Here is a 15638-nt window from a genome sequence, read left to right as displayed (position 1 = left end):
GCGCGGCGGCGGGGTGGGGCGCGCGCCGGTACCTTCTTGAGGTATGGACACGTCGTGGTGGCCCGCGCTGGTCGCGGTCGTGGTGATCGCGCTGGTGGTGGCGCTCGCCGATAGGTGGAGGCGGTCGTCGTCACGCCGTCCGAAGGGGAGGACCCGGCCGCCGGGCCGTCCCGCGCCGCGGGGGCGGGTGCCGGAGCGGCTTCCGCGGGCCGGGGAGATCTGGTGGGCGGACGTGCCGTACGAGGACGGGCCGGGGTCGAAGGACCGGCCGTGTCTGGTTCTCGCGGTACGGGGGGACAGTGCGCTCGTCGCCAAGATCACCAGCAAGTACCACGACGAGCGGCCGGGGGTGATCGCGCTGCCGCCGGGGTCCGTGGGGGACGCGCAGGGGCGGCCGAGCTTCCTGGAGACGGATGAGCTGCGGGACGTGCCCGTGTGGGAGTTCCGGCGGAGGGTGGGGACGGCGGACCCGGTCGTGTGGGACCAGGTCCGCCATCTCGCGCGCTAGCCGTGTCTTCAGGTGCGGGTTCAGGCTCGGGAGCCTAGGCGCGGCTGAGCGCGCCGTCCCGTGTGCCCACCCTCCCCCAAGCTCTCGGCTTCGCTCGAGCAGGGGGGGACCCCCATCGCCCTGCGGGACGATTGCCCACAGCGGGGCGGGCCCTACGCCCAGAGCTGGCCCTGGACCGCCTCGATTGCTTCCTCTGTGGTCTTGGCCGTGTAGAGGCCCGTCGAGAGGTACTTCCAGCCGCCGTCGGCGACGACGAAGGCGATGTCGGCGGATTCGCCGGCCTTGAGGGCCTTGTTGCCGACGCCGATGGCCGCGTGCAGGGCGGCGCCGGTGGAGACGCCCGCGAAGATGCCCTCCTGCTGGAGGAGTTCGCGGGTGCGGGTGACCGCGTCGGCGGAGCCGACGGAGAAGCGGGTGGTGAGGACGGAGGCGTCGTACAGCTCGGGTACGAAGCCCTCGTCGAGGTTGCGCAGGCCGTAGACGAGGTCGTCGTAGCGCGGTTCGGCGGCGACGATCTTGACGTCGGGCTTGTGCTCGCGGAGGTAGCGGCCGACGCCCATCAGGGTGCCGGTGGTGCCGAGGCCCGCCACGAAGTGCGTGATGGAGGGGAGGTCGGCGAGGATCTCGGGGCCGGTGGTGGCGTAGTGGGCGCCGGCGTTGTCCGGGTTGCCGTACTGGTAGAGCATCACCCAGGACGGGTTCTCGGCGGCGAGCTCCTTGGCGACGCGTACGGCCGTGTTGGAGCCGCCCGCGGCCGGGGAGGAGATGATCTCGGCGCCCCACATGGCGAGCAGCTGGCGGCGCTCCTCGCTGGTGTTCTCCGGCATGACGCAGACGATGCTGTAGCCCTTGAGCTTTGCGGCCATGGCGAGGGAGATGCCGGTGTTGCCGCTGGTCGGCTCCAGGATGGTGCAGCCGGGGGTGAGGCGGCCGTCCTTCTCCGCCTGCTCGATCATGTGGAGCGCGGGGCGGTCCTTGACCGAGCCGGTGGGGTTGCGGTCCTCCAGCTTCGCCCAGATGCGGACGTCGTCCGAGGGCGAGAGCCGGGGGAGGCGGACCAGCGGCGTGTTGCCGACGGCGGCCAGCGAGGAGTCGTAACGCATGTGGATCAGACCATGCCGCCGGCGACGGCCGGCAGGATCGTGACGTTGTCGCCGTCGGTGAGCTTGGTGTCGATGCCGTCGAGGAAGCGGACGTCCTCGTCGTTCAGGTAGACGTTGACGAAGCGGCGGAGCTTGCCGCCGTCGACGATGCGGGCCTCGATCCCGTTGTGGCGGGTCTCCAGGTCGGCGAAGAGCTCGGCGAGGGTCGCGCCGCTGCCCTCGACGGCCTTCTCGCCGTCGGTGTAGGTGCGGAGGATGGTCGGGATGCGGACCTCGATGGCCATGGCGTGGGCTCCTGTCGGAAGTGGCGTGATGGGCGCGCTTCTGTGGCCCCGCGCGGAGGGGGTCGTACGGTGAGGGCGCTCGGCCGGTCGCTCAGCGCGCAGCGCGTGCGGTACAGATCGCGCTGGTCAGGCGGCACAGGTCGACGTGCAGGCGTGCCACGAGCAGGGTGGTGCTCGGAGTCTCTTCGCTCACGTCGTGGGAAACCATGGGCTCATCGTATCGATTCCCGGTCCGGGTTTCGGAATGTGATCTCACATGGTGGATGGTTTCCGACCGGTTGATGGACGGCGCGGGCGGAGTGACATCCTCCGCCCGCCTCGCGTGCCGATGCGGGGCCGTTCTACTCGTACGCCTCGACGATCTTGACCTCCTCCTCCGTCACGACGCCCTCGACGATCGTGTAGGAGCGGAACTGGAAGGGGCCGGCGTCGTCGGTGTCGGCGGTGGAGACGAGGACGTAGTGGGCCTGGGGCTCGTTCGCGTACGAGATGTCCGTGCGGGACGGGTAGGCCTCGGTCGCGGTGTGCGAGTGGTAGACGACGACGGGCTCCTCGTCCCGGTCGTCCATGTCGCGGTAGAGCTTGAACAGGTCCGCGGAGTCGAACTCGTAGAAGGTGGGCGAGCGGGCGGCGTTGAGCATCGGGATGAACCGCTCGGGGCGTCCGCTGCCGACCGGACCCGCGACCACGCCGCAGGCCTCGTCGGGGTGGTCCGCGCGGGAGTGCGCCACGATCTGGTCGTACAGGGCACGGGTGATGGTCAGCATGCCGACAGGATAAGCAGACGGGCCGTTCCGTACCGATAAGTGGTACGGAACGGCCCGGATGCTGAGACTTCCCAGGTCAGGAGCGCTTGGCGAAGGCCGCGCCCTCGGGGTTGCGGGCCTTGAGGACCAGGTAGGAGACGGCGAGGACCAGGCCCCAGACGGGCGCGCCGTACAGCGCGACCCGGTTGTCCTTGTCCATGCCCATGGTCACGATCACCATGCCGATGAAGGCGAGCGAGAAGACGCTGAACCAGATGCCGCCGGGCGCCTTGAAGGGGGACTGGGGCAGCTCGCCGCGGTCGGCCTTGCGGCGGTAGCGGATCTGGCAGATCAGGATGACGATCCAGGCCCACATGCCGGAGATGGTGGCGAAGGAGACGACGTAGTTGAACGCCTCGCCGGGCCACTGGTAGTTGATCCAGACGCCGACCATCATGAGGGCGGCGGAGACCGTGGTGCCGACCAGCGGGGTGCCGGACTTCGTCAGCTTGGTGAAGACCTTCGGACCCTGGCCGTTGAGCGCGAGGTCGCGCAGCATGCGGCCGGTGGAGTACATGCCCGAGTTGCAGGAGGACAGGGCGGCCGTCAGGACGACGAAGTTGACGACGGCGGCGCCGATGCCGAGGCCCATCTTCTGGAAGGCGGCGACGAACGGGGAGACGCCCGGCTGGAACTCGGTCCACGGGACGACCGACAGGATCATGATCAGCGCGCCGACGTAGAAGACGGCGATGCGCCACGGCACGGTGTTGATGGCCTTCGGGAGGACCGTCTTCGGGTCTTTCGACTCGCCCGCCGTCACACCGACCAGCTCGACCGCGAGGAACGCGAACATGACCATCTGGAGGGTCATCAGGGTCGAGAAGATGCCGTCCTTGCCGGCGAAGAAGCCGCCGAGGTCCCACAGGTGGGTGACGGAGGCGGTGGCTCCGGCGTCGGAGAAGCCGAGGGTGAGGATGCCGGCGCAGATCAGGATCATGCCGACGATCGCGGTGACCTTGACCATGGAGAACCAGAACTCCAGCTCACCGAAGAGCTTCACGGAGATCAGGTTGGCGGCGTAGAGGATCACGGTGAAGACGAGGGCGGACAGCCACTGCGGGATGTCCCACCAGTACGTCATGTAGGTCGCCGCGGCGGTGACCTCGGTGATGCCGGTGACGACCCAGAAGAGCCAGTACGTCCAGCCGGTCGCGAAGCCCGCGAACGGGCCCATGAACTCGCGGGCGTACTCCGAGAAGGAGCCCGACACCGGGCGGTACATGAGGAGCTCGCCGAGCGCCCGCATGATGAAGAAGATGACGAGGCCGGCGATCGCGTACGCGAGGATCAGGCTCGGTCCCGCGATGGAGATGCCCTTGCCCGCGCCGAGGAAGAGCCCGGTGCCGATGGCGCCGCCGATCGCGATCATCTGGATCTGGCGGGCGCCGAGTGCCCGGTGGTAACCCTCGCCCGAGGCGGAGTCCTCGGCCTCATTGCCGTCGTGCTGCTGGTCGACCTGCAGTGAGGTCATGGTGGTGCGCCTTTCTCCATGCCGATCCGCGCGACTGCGAGTGCGTCTGCTGCGGATCAGTTCCTGATCCCCCCGGATATGGATGGAGTGCTACCGGCGGTCAGCCGGCCCAAGCGCCCTCGGGAACAGGGGTGGCGTTGCCCGAGTGGTCGTGAAGATTTATCACGGCGTAGGGGGTGATCGACGGAGTTGCGTGTGGCGCACACCACAAATAAATAGGGACAAAGGGTGTGCAAGATGGCCAGACGGACGCTCTCATAACGCATTCGTTATGCGGATTTGAGCGTCCGCTGAGCGAACAGGGCGTGAACGGCCGACCGCTCAGGGCATCAGGGTCGCGACGAGGGACTCCTGGAGCGCCCCCAGCCAGAGGTACGCCATCACCATCGGCTTGCGCGGGTCGGAGTCCGGCAGCCGGTACAGCTCCTCGCTCTGCTCGTCCTCCGTGACCTCCAGACGGGTCCCGATGGTCAGCCGGAGGTCGTTGAGCGCGCCGAGCCAGGCCCGGGACTCGTCCTGGGTGAGCTTGAGGACCGCGCCGCCCTCCCCCGCCGCCTCGGCGGAGAGGGAGTCGAGGGCGCGCACGACCGCGAGGGCGTCCTGGCGCTTGCGGGTCCGCAGGTCGTTCTCCGTGTAGCGGCGGAAGTCGGAGGCGGCCGCCCGCAGCTCCTCGCTGTCGTCCCCGTACGCGTCGGGGAAGAGGCGCCGGAGGGCGGGGTCGGACGGCGGCTCGCTCGGGCCCTCCGCGAAGAGCGCGGCCAGCGGGTCCGCGTCGGCGGCGGGCTCGTCGCCGGGGCCGATCAGTTCCATGAGCTGGACGGCGAGGGAGCGGAGGATGGAGATCTCGACGTCGTCGAGCGCGACGGCCGCGCCGCCGCCGGGGAGCGCCTCGAAGTGCCCGGCCATCAGAAGCGGTCCTGGGAGAGGGTCGCCCACAGGCCGTAGCCGTGCATCGCCTGCACGTCCCGTTCCATCTCCTCGCGGGTGCCGCTGGAGACCACCGCGCGGCCCTTGTTGTGCACGTCGAGCATCAGCTTGTGCGCCTTGTCCTTGGAGTATCCGAAGTACGACTGGAAGACGTACTCGACATAGCTCATCAGGTTGACCGGATCGTTGTGCACGAGGGTCACCCAGGGCACGTCGGGTTCGACGACCGCGGAGACCTCCTCGGCCGATTCCGTACGTTCGATCTCAATAGGCGCGACGCTCACTCACCCCATGTTGTCACCCCTGGGGGCCGGTCGCGCAAACGGGGCACACCACACGCACCCCCTGATGCACCCCCTTCGGCCGCACTATTCGTCACTCTGACGATTTCTGCGCTAGCATCGCTGACATGAACGCTGCGGACCTTGGGCTGCCGGTGGACGTGCCGTCGACCGCGCTCTTCACCGATCAGTACGAGCTGACCATGCTCCAGGCGGCCCTGCGGGCCGGCACCGCCGACCGGCGCTCCGTCTTCGAGGTCTTCACCCGGCGGCTGCCCGAGGGGCGGCGCTACGGCGTCCTCTCGGGCGTCGGCCGGGTCCTCGACGCCGTCGAGAACTTCCGGTTCGACCCCGCCGTCCTGGGCTTCCTGCGCGAGCACGGCATCGTCGACGAGCCGACCCTGGAGTGGCTGGCCCGCTACCGCTTCTCGGGCGACATCTGGGGCTACCCCGAGGGCGAGGTGTACTTCCCCGGCTCCCCCGTGCTGCGCGTCGAGGGCTCCTTCGCGGAGTGCGTGCTCCTGGAGACCGTGATCCTCTCGATCCTCAACCACGACTCGGCCATCGCGGCCGCCGCCTCCCGCATGTCGGTCGCGGCCGGCGAGCGGCGGCTGATCGAGATGGGCGCCCGGCGCACCCACGAGCTGGCGGCCGTCGCCGCCTCGCGCGCCGCGTACGTCGGCGGCTTCCAGGCCACCTCGGACCTCGCCGCCGGCTTCCGCTACGGCATCCCGACCGTCGGCACCTCCGCCCACGCCTTCACCCTGCTCCACGACAGCGAGCGGGACGCCTTCCGGGCCCAGGTGGAGACCCTGGGGCGCGGCACGACCCTGCTCGTCGACACGTACGACGTGACCGAGGCCGTCCGTACGGCCGTCGAGGTCGCCGGGCCCGAGCTCGGGGCCGTACGGATCGACTCCGGCGACCTGCTGCTGGTCGCGCACCGGGTGCGGGCGCAGCTCGACGAGCTGGGCGCCCGGGACACCAAGATCGTGGTCACCTCGGACCTCGACGAGTACGCCATCGCCTCGCTCGCGGCGGCCCCCGTCGACGCGTACGGGGTGGGCACGCAGCTCGTCACGGGCAGCGGTCACCCGACCTGCTCCATGGTCTACAAGCTGGTCGCCCGGGCCGCCTCGGCCGACCCGAAGGCGCCCCTGGTGCCGGTGGCGAAGAAGTCGCTGGGCGGCAAGGCCTCGGTCGGCGGACGCAAGTGGGCGGCACGCCGGCCCGACGCGGCCGGGGTCGCCGAGGCGGAGGTCGTGGGCACCGGACCGGTCCCGCCGGAGCTCGCCGACCACCAGCTGCTCGTCGAGCTGGTCAAGGGCGGCGACGTGGTGGCCAGGGAGCCCCTGGAGGCCGCCAGGACCCGGCACATCGCGGCCCGTGCGGGGCTGCCGATGTCGGCGATGCAGCTGTCGCGGGGCGAGCCGGTCCTGCCCACCGAGTACGCGTAGCACTCCCCGGGGACGCCCCCTCCCGATGGGAGGGGGAAGTCTCTAGGCTCGAACCCGCCCCTCCCCGACGCGCTAAGGACACCCGCCATGCACCGCGCATTGATCGTTGTGGACGTTCAGAACGACTTCTGCGAGGGCGGCAGCCTCGCGGTGGCCGGCGGCGCGGACGTCGCCGCCGCGATCACCGACCTGGTGGGCCAGACGGCGGGCACCTCCTACCGGCACGTCGTCGCCACCCGTGACCACCACGTCGACCCGGGCGCGCACTTCGCCCCGGCCGGCGAGGAGCCGGACTACGTGTCCTCCTGGCCGGTGCACTGCGTGGCCGGCACGGAGGGCGTCGGCTTCCACCCGAACTTCGCGCCCGCCGTCGCCAGCGGGGCGATCGACGCCGTCTTCGACAAGGGCGCGTACTCCGCGGCGTACAGCGGCTTCGAGGGGCGCGACGAGAACGGCCGGACGCTCGCGGAGTGGCTGCGCGAGCGGGACGTCACCGAGGTCGACGTGGTCGGCATCGCCACCGACCACTGTGTCCGGGCCACCGCCCTGGACTCGGCGCGGGAGGGCTTCCGGACCCATGTCCTGCTCGACCTGACGGCCGGCGTGGCCCGGGCGACGACGGAGCGGGCCCTGGAGGAGCTCCGGGCGGCGGGCGTGGAGCTGCGGGGCATGCCGGTGGTGGCGTAGAGCCGCGGGATCGGGCTCGGGACGGCTGTCTACGCGGCCGGTTCCTTCGGGAGGGACCGTACGGGGTGCCAGAGCTCCTGGGCGGCGCCGGGGGTGGATCTCCACAGCAGGCCGTCCGGGTGGTGCAGGACGGCGGTTATCTCGTCCGGGGTGGGCGGCTCGGAGTTGCCGCGGAGGTAGACCGCCCGCAGCCCCAGGTTCCGCAGCCGGGTCAGGGCGCGGGCGCGGTTGGCCGCGTGGACCAGGAAGCGGACGGTGGCGCCGTCGCGGGCCGGGCTGGGCAGCCCTATGGCGACGACCACACTGCCTCCCGGCAGCTTGCAGAACCCTCCGTTGGGCATGCGGAACCACTCCCCCGTGGATCGGATGTCAATAAGAACTGCGGTCAGACGCACCTAAACACGATCGGCCGCCGCCCGCTAGAGGGCGACGGCCGATCATGCTGTGACCTGCTGTTTTACGAACTACTTGGTCGAGGGACCGACCTGAACCGTGACCGTCTGGCCGTCCTTCGGCTCCTTGACGACCTGGATCTTGGTGTTGGTGTCAGTTACCTGGACACCCGCACGCGGGTTCTCGGCGAACCAGTAGACGCCCTTGCGGTCGTCGAAGGTCGGGTTGCCGGCCTGGGACGGGACCCAGGTGGCGACGCCCTTGTTGTGCAGCTGGAAGCCGTCGGTGCGCGCGATCGTGAACGGCGAGTCGTACGACTGGACGCGGGCACGCATCAGCTCACCGTTGGACCACTTCAGCGGGCTCGGGTGCGAGTCGATCGGGAGGATCAGACCGGCGCCCGGGTGCTGGGAGGTGTTGTTGTCCTTCTGGGACAGGTCCCACTTCCAGATCAGCAGACCGTTCTGGTACGGGTAGTGCTCGACCCAGCTCGCCTGGTCACCCGTGAAACCGAAGTTGTACGGGCCGGTCTTGATGGTCGTGTCGTACGAGGTGTACTGGCGGTTCTCCGCGAGGTAGTACTGCTCGTACTCCTTCGTGAAGCCCTTGCCGACCCGCGAGAAGCCCTTGGCGACCCAGCCGTTGTCGCCGTTCTCGGCGCCGTCGGCGAAGACGGAGGCACCGTCGGCGGTCACGTCGATGGCGTCGGCGGTGAAGCCCTTGCCGCCCGCGCCGCCGTCCGTCTGGTAGCGGAAGCGGAGGTCGACCTTCTTGCCCGCGTAGGCGCCCAGGTCGTAGACGAGCTTCTTGTGCGTGTCCGAGGCACCGGTCAGGCCGGGGGCGCCGGAGGCGTCCTTCGGGATGGCCACGCCGTCGGCGGTGCCCTCCAGGGCCTTCCAGCTGGCGCCGCCGTCGGTCGACACCTCGGCGTAGAGGTAGTCGTACTCCGCCTCGATGTCGTACCAGCCCTGGAGCTCCAGGGAGGCGGACGTCTTGCCCGTGAGGTCGACGGAGCGGGTCAGGGTGTTCTTGAGGTCGTCACCCATGTTGCTCCACCACTGCGTCGCACCCTCGGCGGGCGCGACGATGTCGGTGGTGACCTGCTTCTTCGGCAGCTCGACGAGGAGCGCCTGCGGGTTCTTGGTGTTGTACTCCGAGACGCCCAGCTTGTGGGTGGTCTTGGTGCCACGCTGCCAGTCGTTGACCTTGGCGTAGTTCAGCCAGCCGAGCTGGAGCTTGTCCCAGGAGGACATGTCGCCGGGCAGGTCGCCGATGGAGTCCTTGCCCTGGCCGAGCCACGAGCCGGACGACATGAGGTCCCAGAACCCGGTCGAGTTCTCGCCGCCGGCGGTGTCGTAGTTGTCCGGCAGACCGAGGTCGTGGCCGTACTCGTGCGCGAAGACGCCGAGGCCGCCGTTCTCCGGCTGCATCGTGTAGTCGCCGACCCAGATGCCGGTGTCGCCGATCGGGGTGCCGCCGGCCTTGTTGTTCTCCGGGCCGGTCTTGCCCGCGTTGGTGCCGTAGGCGTACCAGCGGTGGGCCCACAGGGCGTTCTTGCCCTCGACGCCGCCACCGGCCGACTCGTCCTCGCCCGCGTGGACGATCTGGAAGTGGTCGATGTAGCCGTCGGGCTCGTTGAAGTTGCCGTCGCCGTCGAAGTCGTAACGGTCCCACTGGTCGTACGAGGCCAGCTGGGCCTTGATCTGGGCGTCGGTCTGGCCCTTGGCCTTCTGGTCGGCGACCCAGGCGGTGACGCCGTCGCGGACGGTGTCCCAGACGTTGGCGCAGTTGGTCTGGCCGCAGTAGTTCGAGCCGTAACGGGCCTCGTTGTACGGGACCTTGACCCAGTCCGAGACCGCACCGTCGACCGAGTAACGACCGGACGAGGTCCGCTCGTAGTAGGTCTTCATGGAGTGCTTCGGGCTGCCGTCGGCGTTCTTCCCGGTACCGAAGTACAGGTCCTGGAAGTGCTTCTGGTTGTAATCCGCCTGCCAGGCCGTGGAGTTGTCGTGCGCACGGTCGGGCTGGGCTATGGAGTTGTGCAGCGGGCCGGGCGTGCCGCCGTACTTCGGCTTGAGCTCCGGCGTGTCGTCGTCCTTGCGGTCGACCAGGGTGGTGTTGTCCACCTGGTCGCCGAACTCGACGAGGATCGTGAAGATCTTGTCGGTCTTCTCGCGGCCCATCTCGACGTACTTCTTGGCGCCGAGCTTGACGACCTGCGAGCCGCCCCGGTTCTCGACCTTGGCGTCGCCGTTCAGGACCGCTTCGAGAGCAGCCTTGCGCTGCTGCTCCTGCTGGTCGCTGTACGGACCCTCGAGGTCGTGGTCGACCGTCGTCTTGTCGACGGTCTGGATGCCGGCCGGCGTCACGTTGCCGTGGTTGTCGGCCCAGGCGGTGGTGAAGGTCGAGGCGGTGGCGGCGGTAGCCGCGAGCGCCACGACGACTGCGGACGCTCTGATCGCCCGTCGTCTGTTGGTCACTTGATGTTGTCCTCCCCGGCGCCCGCGCTCTCGGACCGAAGGTGGGGTGTCCGTCCGGCGGGGTCGCGCGTCACAAGTGACGACATTCGACCGGAGTGAGGCAAGAAAAGACAGATCTTGACTTGCACGGGTCAAGTGCACTATGCAGGACGGGATTTCCGATTATCGAACACTTAGTGGGCGCGCCGTGAACGAGAATTGGCGGTTTCGTGCCCCTGTGCGCCCCCCGTGCACCGGCGGCGTGGATTAGGTCACGCTTACCTGTCACAGCACCCGGGCATCCACCGTCGTAGAGTCGAACCGAAGCTTCGAGGGGCGGTACCCGTCATGCAGCGTCCGAACGCCGCACAGCTCACCTACGGTTCGGCCACCGTCGTCCTCACGACCGTCGCCCTGCTGCTGCTCTCCGGGACGGAGACGACCCTGGGCATCGCGGTGATCTGCGCCGCCGGCCTGCTGCTCGGCGCCCTCGTGGCGGTGACGATGCCGGGACGCGAGCGGCCCGTCAATACCCCGGTGAACGACGAGATCCGGGTGCCGGCCCAGCGCGTGGGCGCGGGGGCCGATACCCGGATCGGTTCGTGACGGTTCGTGGGGGTTCGTCCCTGGCTCAGTGGGGGACGGTGACGACCACCGTCTTCGCCGCCTTGTCGTGCAGACCCTGCTTGTACGGCTTGTCGAGCACGATCAGGATGAGGATCAGCAGCGGCCACAGACAGGCGCAGCAGATCAGCGCGGGCAGCCAGAGCACGACGGCGCGCAGCAGCGACTGGCTCATCGGGGGCGTCGATCCGTCGTTGAGCATCGCGACCCGCAGCTTCATCAGCCGCTTGCCGATCGTCCGGCCGTCCTTGGCCGTCAGCACGGTGTCGTAGGTGACGTACGCGACGATCGTGATGAGCTGGAAGACGAGCTGGCTGCCGCCGTTGAGGCTGTTGACCGTGTTGTCGAAGCCGTCGCCGTTCTTCGTCGCCCGCTGGTAGATGTCGAAGGGGATGCCGATGATCGCGAGCGGCACCGCGACGATCACCCAGTCGATGAGCCGGGCGAGCACGCGCCGACCGGTCTCCGCGAGCGGCGGCATCCCGGAGAGCGGATCGGCCCCGCCGTAACCACCGCCGTAAGGACTGTCGTACGGGGGCGGGGGCGGGGGCATGTTGTCGTACGGGGAGCCGCCGCCGCCGTACGGGGAGTCGTACGGGCTTCCGGGCGGGGGGCCGCCCGGCGGGGGGCCTCCGGGCGGGGGCGGGGGCCCGCCCGGAGGTGGCCCGCCTCCCGGCGGCGGCCCTTCTCCCGGGGGTGGCTCCGGCGGCGGGCCTCCCGGCGGCGGCTCCGGGGGCCTCTTGCTGAACGGGTCGTCCTCGGGCGGCTGGCCTGGCGGCGGCTGGTCGGTGCTCATGGGGGCAGTGCATCCCGGGGGCGACGGCCCCGCAAAAGATCGCAGCCCGTTCGGGGGACCTCCGGTCAGCGCGCCACGAAGGTGCGGGCCGCCTTGTCGTGCCAGCACTGCCGCCAGGGGCGGTCGAACAGGCACCACAGGACGTTGACGACACCGATGGCCAGGAGCCCCAGGACGCTGTAGACGAGCCAGCGGCGCAGCGCCTTCCCGAACGTCGGCGGCTCGTGCGCCTCGATGTCCCGCACCTCGATCCCGCACAGCTTCTTGCCCAGGGTGCGGCCCCACTTGGCGGTGGGCAGCGCCTCGTACAGGACGCCGATGACGAACAGCGAGGCCAGCACGATGCCGAACTGGACGGCGGTCGTCGAGTCGAGCAGCCAGACCTGGACGGTGGTGCCGGACTGCCTGGCCGCCTCGATCTTGCCCTCGATGTGGTCGATCGCCGCGGTCACGAAGGGCACGGAGGCCGCGCCGACCAGCGCGCCCAGGACGACGCTGTCGATCAGCCGGGCGACCAGGCGCCGGCCGAGCCCGGCGGGGCGGGCGGCGGCCTGCGCGCGGGCCGCCGCCTGGAACACGTCCTCGACGGGCGGCTTCCAGGGGACGACGGGCTGCTGCTGCTCCTGGGGCTGGGGCTGCTGCGCCCAGGAGGGGGTGGAGACGGGCGCGGGTGCCGGGGCCGCTGCGGCGGGGGCAGGGGCGGGGGCGGGGGCGGGGGTCGGTTGGGGCTGCGCCTGCACGTGCGGCAGGGGCTGGGGCTGCGGGGCCGGGGCGGGCGTCGGGATCGGGGTGACCGGCATGCCGCCGAGGCGGGCCGCTCCCCCGGTCGCCCGGGGGTCCGCGACGGGCGAAGGGGCGGCGGACCGCTCCTGCTCCGGCTCGCTCCCGCCCGCGACCGGCCACTCCGCCGGGGTGCGCGGGTCGGGCGTCCGGGGCGTGCCCCAGGAGACCTTCTGGTCGAGGTCGCCGCCGAATCCGGTCTGCCGGGAGGAGTCCGCCTGCCAGGCCGAGGCGGGCTCCGGCGCGAGCGGCTCCTCGTCGAGGAAGACGGGCCCGGTCTCCTCCACCGTGGGTACGGGGACGGGGACGGGGGCGGGCGTCGGTGCGGGGGCCTGCGCCTGGGCGGGCACGTGCGGGGGTGCCTGCACCTGCGCCTGCGCCACGGCGGGCGCGGAGGCCGGGGTGGGCGCCGCAGCCTGAGCGGGCCCGGCGGCCTGAACGGGCGCCGCCGACTGCACGGGCGGGGAAGCCTGCACGGGCGCGGAGGCCTGCACGGGCGCCGCCGACTGCACCGGCGCCGAGGCCTGCGCGGGCGGGGGCGTCGCCGGTGTCGGGGCCGGTGTCACGGCGGGGGCCGGGGCCGGGCCGGCGGACAGGATCGGGCCGGCCGGGATCGCCGCGGCGGGCGGCTGGGACGGAACCGCGCCGTCCGCGGGCGCGGGCCGGCTCGTGCCGGGCACCCACGCGCCCCCGTTCCAGTACCGGATGTATCCGGGAATGGACGGGTCCGGGTAGTACCCCGCCTGCGGTACCTCGCCGCCGCCTCCAGGAGGAGTAGCCACTGCCCCGACTCCGTTCAGTCACAACGCCTTTGATCCGCACGGCCGCGCGCCGGGCGTGCCGCACCCAAGGAGGACAGTAACGAAGAACGTCCCCGAGGGAACAAAGAGCCCGCGAGAAAGCCCGCCTTCGGGGGGACGCGCACCGGAACCGATCACTCCCTGTGATGTTCGGGCCGTTGCATCCTGCCCGGCGGACCCCCCGGAAAAACTTCCCGAAAAAAACTTCCCGAAGTCGCGTAATGAACCGCGGTCACCCCGCTCTCTCCAGGTGAAGGCCCACCCGGGGCCCGCACGCGAGAAGGAGCACGGCCATGCAGAACACCGACAACACCACCGTCGAGCGCGAGCTGGAGCTGAAGCTGGTGCTCTCCCCCGAGCGCTCCGTCCCCGTCCCCGCCCGGCTCGCCTACCGCACCGACGACCCGTACGCCGTCCACATCACCTTCCACATCGGCACGGACCACCCGGTCAACTGGACCTTCGCGCGCGAACTGCTCGTCGAGGGCGTCTTCCGGGCCTGCGGCCACGGGGACGTCCGCATCTGGCCCACGAAGGTCGACGGCCGCAGCGTCATCCTGATGGCGCTTTCCTCCCCCGACGGCGACGCCCTGCTCGAAGCCCCGTCCGCGCAGGTGTCCGCCTGGCTGGAGCGGACCCTGCGCGCGGTGCCGCCGGGCACCGAGTCCGAGCGGCTCGGCATCGACGACGGGCTGGCGGAGATCCTGGCGACCACCGTGGTCGGCGACGACCTGTGGCTGCGCGACCCGTGGCCGTCGGACGAGTCCCAGGACGGCGAGCTGTGAACCCGGCTCGCTCAGAACAGCTTTCCGGGGTTGAGCAGCCCCAGCGGGTCGAAGGTGGCCTTGATCCCGCGCTGGAGTTCGAGGCCGACCGGGCCCAGCTCCCGTGCCAGCCACTCCTTCTTGAGGACGCCCACGCCGTGCTCGCCGGTGATCGTGCCGCCGAGGGCGAGCCCGAGCGCCATGATCTCGTCGAAGGACTCCCGGGCACGCCGCGACTCGTCCTCGTCGGTGTGGTCGAAGCAGACGACGGGATGGGTGTTGCCGTCGCCCGCGTGCGCGCAGACGCCGATGGTCAGGCGGTACTTCTCGCCGATCTCGGCCGTGCCGTCGAGCATCTCGGCGAGCCGCGTCCGCGGCACGCACACGTCGTCGATCATCGTCGCGGACTTGATCGTCTCCAGGGCGGTGAGGGAGAGCCGGCGTGCCTGGAGGAGGAGTTCGGACTCGGCGGCGTCCGCGGCCGGGACGACCTCGGTGGCGCCCGCCGCCGCGCACAGCTCCCCGACGGCGGCCAGGTCGGCGGCCGGGTCCGGGGTGTCGAAGGCGCACAGGAGGAGGGCCTCGGTGCTGTCCGGCAGACCCATGCGCGCCAGCTTGTTGACGGCCTGGACGGTGGTGCGGTCCATGAGTTCGAGCAGCGACGGGGTGTGGCCGCGCTCCATGATCGCGCAGACGGCCTCGCAGGCGGCGGCCGCGGAGGGGAACTCGGCGGCGAGCGCGAGCTGCGCGGGCGGCTGCGGCCTCAGCGCGAGCACGGCCCCGACGACGATGCCGAGGCTGCCCTCGGAGCCGACGAAGAGCCGGGTCAGGTCGTACCCGGCGACGCCCTTGGCGGTGCGCCGGCCGGTGCGCAGGAGCCGCCCGTCCGCGAGGACGACGTCGAGGCCGAGCACATACTCGGCGGTCACCCCGTACTTGACGCAGCACAGGCCGCCGGAGGCGGTGCCGATGTTCCCGCCGATGGTGCAGGTCTCCCAGCTGGAGGGGTCCGGCGGGTAGTACAGACCGTGTTCGGCGACGGCACGGGACAGCACGGCGTTGACGACGCCCGGTTCGACGACGGCGATCCGGTCGACCGGGTTGATCTCCAGGATGCGGTCCATCGTGACGAGGGAGAGCACGATGCAGCCGTCGGAGGCGTTCGCGCCGCCTGACAGGCCCGTGCGGGCGCCCTGCGGGACGACGGGGACACGGAGTTCGGTCGCGGTGCGCATGACGTGCCGGACCTGTTCGACCGTACGAGGGTGCACGACGGCAGCGGGGGCGCCGGCCGCGCAGAAACTCGCCATGTCGCGCGCGTAGGAGGCGGTGACGTCCGGGTCGGTGAGGACCGCGTCGGCGGGAAGTCCGGCGCGCAGCCGCGCCGTGAGGTCGTCCTGCTGAAGATCGTCCATGCGTCCAGCGTGGCACCCGCCGCCATCGGTGTGAACCCGCCGGAGCGGGCGCTTCGCACGCTCTTCGTACGGGCGGACGC

General features: G+C 70.7%; 17 protein-coding genes. 5 read left to right on the top strand and 12 right to left on the bottom strand.

Features of this window, described 5'->3' with window-relative positions; genetic code table 11:
• Window positions 1-43: 43 nt before the first annotated feature.
• The gene (locus ACZ7HT_RS13585; protein ID WP_471164205.1) at window positions 44-508 is read left to right on the top strand and encodes a type II toxin-antitoxin system PemK/MazF family toxin; all 465 of its coding nucleotides are present in this window, start codon (window positions 44-46) and stop codon (window positions 506-508) included.
• Window positions 509-660: 152 nt separating this feature from the next.
• Here the strand turns inward: ACZ7HT_RS13585 and ACZ7HT_RS13580 are convergent, their stop codons facing one another.
• From ACZ7HT_RS13580 to clpS, 7 genes are all read right to left on the bottom strand, one after another.
• Window positions 661-1611 carry a PLP-dependent cysteine synthase family protein gene (locus tag ACZ7HT_RS13580; protein WP_471164202.1) on the bottom strand — a complete coding sequence of 317 codons (951 nt, stop codon included), beginning with the start codon at window positions 1609-1611 and terminating at the stop codon, window positions 661-663.
• Between the two features lie 5 nt (window positions 1612-1616).
• Window positions 1617-1895 carry a MoaD/ThiS family protein gene (locus ACZ7HT_RS13575; RefSeq protein WP_471164200.1) on the bottom strand — a complete coding sequence of 93 codons (279 nt, stop codon included), beginning with the start codon at window positions 1893-1895 and terminating at the stop codon, window positions 1617-1619.
• Window positions 1896-1986: 91 nt separating this feature from the next.
• Window positions 1987-2103: a putative leader peptide gene (locus tag ACZ7HT_RS13570; RefSeq protein ID WP_471164197.1), complete on the bottom strand. Its 117-nt coding sequence runs from the start codon at window positions 2101-2103 to the stop codon at window positions 1987-1989.
• A 133-nt stretch (window positions 2104-2236) separates the two neighbouring features.
• On the bottom strand, window positions 2237-2662 hold the full coding sequence (locus ACZ7HT_RS13565) for a M67 family metallopeptidase (protein WP_471164194.1): 426 nt from the start codon (window positions 2660-2662) through the stop codon (window positions 2237-2239).
• 76 nt (window positions 2663-2738) lie between these two features.
• Window positions 2739-4175 (bottom strand): amino acid permease, encoded by a 1437-nt coding sequence (locus ACZ7HT_RS13560; RefSeq protein ID WP_471164192.1) that lies wholly within the window; start codon window positions 4173-4175, stop codon window positions 2739-2741.
• Window positions 4176-4496: 321 nt separating this feature from the next.
• Window positions 4497-5081 (bottom strand): DUF2017 domain-containing protein, encoded by a 585-nt coding sequence (locus ACZ7HT_RS13555; RefSeq protein ID WP_471164188.1) that lies wholly within the window; start codon window positions 5079-5081, stop codon window positions 4497-4499.
• Window positions 5081-5386 carry an ATP-dependent Clp protease adapter ClpS gene (clpS, locus tag ACZ7HT_RS13550; RefSeq protein ID WP_041129438.1) on the bottom strand — a complete coding sequence of 102 codons (306 nt, stop codon included), beginning with the start codon at window positions 5384-5386 and terminating at the stop codon, window positions 5081-5083. The genes ACZ7HT_RS13555 and clpS overlap by 1 nt, the downstream gene beginning before the upstream one ends.
• A 125-nt stretch (window positions 5387-5511) precedes the next feature.
• On the opposite strand from clpS, the gene ACZ7HT_RS13545 reads away from it, so the two are divergent.
• Both ACZ7HT_RS13545 and ACZ7HT_RS13540 read left to right on the top strand, forming a co-directional pair.
• A complete protein-coding gene (locus ACZ7HT_RS13545; protein WP_471164184.1) occupies window positions 5512-6840 on the top strand; it encodes a nicotinate phosphoribosyltransferase in 1329 nt (442 codons plus the stop codon).
• An 87-nt stretch (window positions 6841-6927) separates the two neighbouring features.
• A complete protein-coding gene (locus ACZ7HT_RS13540) occupies window positions 6928-7527 on the top strand; it encodes an isochorismatase family protein (RefSeq protein WP_471164181.1) in 600 nt (199 codons plus the stop codon).
• Window positions 7528-7556: 29 nt separating this feature from the next.
• Here the strand turns inward: ACZ7HT_RS13540 and ACZ7HT_RS13535 are convergent, their stop codons facing one another.
• Together ACZ7HT_RS13535 and ACZ7HT_RS13530 are read right to left on the bottom strand one after the other, a co-directional pair.
• Window positions 7557-7868 carry a hypothetical protein gene (locus tag ACZ7HT_RS13535; RefSeq protein ID WP_392153572.1) on the bottom strand — a complete coding sequence of 104 codons (312 nt, stop codon included), beginning with the start codon at window positions 7866-7868 and terminating at the stop codon, window positions 7557-7559.
• Between the two features lie 123 nt (window positions 7869-7991).
• Window positions 7992-10400, bottom strand: a complete 2409-nt coding sequence (locus tag ACZ7HT_RS13530; protein WP_471164178.1) for an immune inhibitor A domain-containing protein — start codon at window positions 10398-10400, stop codon at window positions 7992-7994.
• Between the two features lie 327 nt (window positions 10401-10727).
• Between ACZ7HT_RS13530 and ACZ7HT_RS13525 the strand changes: the two genes are divergently transcribed.
• The gene (locus ACZ7HT_RS13525; RefSeq protein WP_471164175.1) at window positions 10728-10985 is read left to right on the top strand and encodes a hypothetical protein; all 258 of its coding nucleotides are present in this window, start codon (window positions 10728-10730) and stop codon (window positions 10983-10985) included.
• A 25-nt stretch (window positions 10986-11010) separates the two neighbouring features.
• Here ACZ7HT_RS13525 and ACZ7HT_RS13520 read toward each other — a convergent pair whose 3' ends face one another.
• Together ACZ7HT_RS13520 and ACZ7HT_RS13515 are read right to left on the bottom strand one after the other, a co-directional pair.
• Window positions 11011-11799, bottom strand: a complete 789-nt coding sequence (locus tag ACZ7HT_RS13520; protein ID WP_471164172.1) for an RDD family protein — start codon at window positions 11797-11799, stop codon at window positions 11011-11013.
• A 65-nt stretch (window positions 11800-11864) separates the two neighbouring features.
• Entirely contained in the window at window positions 11865-13361 is a 1497-nt protein-coding gene (locus ACZ7HT_RS13515; RefSeq protein WP_471164169.1) for an RDD family protein, read from the bottom strand.
• A gap of 311 nt (window positions 13362-13672) precedes the next feature.
• Between ACZ7HT_RS13515 and ACZ7HT_RS13510 the strand changes: the two genes are divergently transcribed.
• The gene (locus ACZ7HT_RS13510) at window positions 13673-14164 is read left to right on the top strand and encodes an SsgA family sporulation/cell division regulator (protein ID WP_471164167.1); all 492 of its coding nucleotides are present in this window, start codon (window positions 13673-13675) and stop codon (window positions 14162-14164) included.
• 11 nt (window positions 14165-14175) lie between these two features.
• On the opposite strand, the gene ACZ7HT_RS13505 is transcribed toward ACZ7HT_RS13510, so the two are convergent.
• Window positions 14176-15558 carry an FAD-binding oxidoreductase gene (locus ACZ7HT_RS13505; RefSeq protein WP_471164165.1) on the bottom strand — a complete coding sequence of 461 codons (1383 nt, stop codon included), beginning with the start codon at window positions 15556-15558 and terminating at the stop codon, window positions 14176-14178.
• Window positions 15559-15638: the final 80 nt, after the last annotated feature.

The sequence above is a fragment of the Streptomyces sp. NPDC037410 genome, assembly GCF_055602235.1.
The sequence above is the reverse complement of the archived record's forward strand: the minus strand, read 5'-3'. Positions and strand labels throughout refer to the sequence as shown.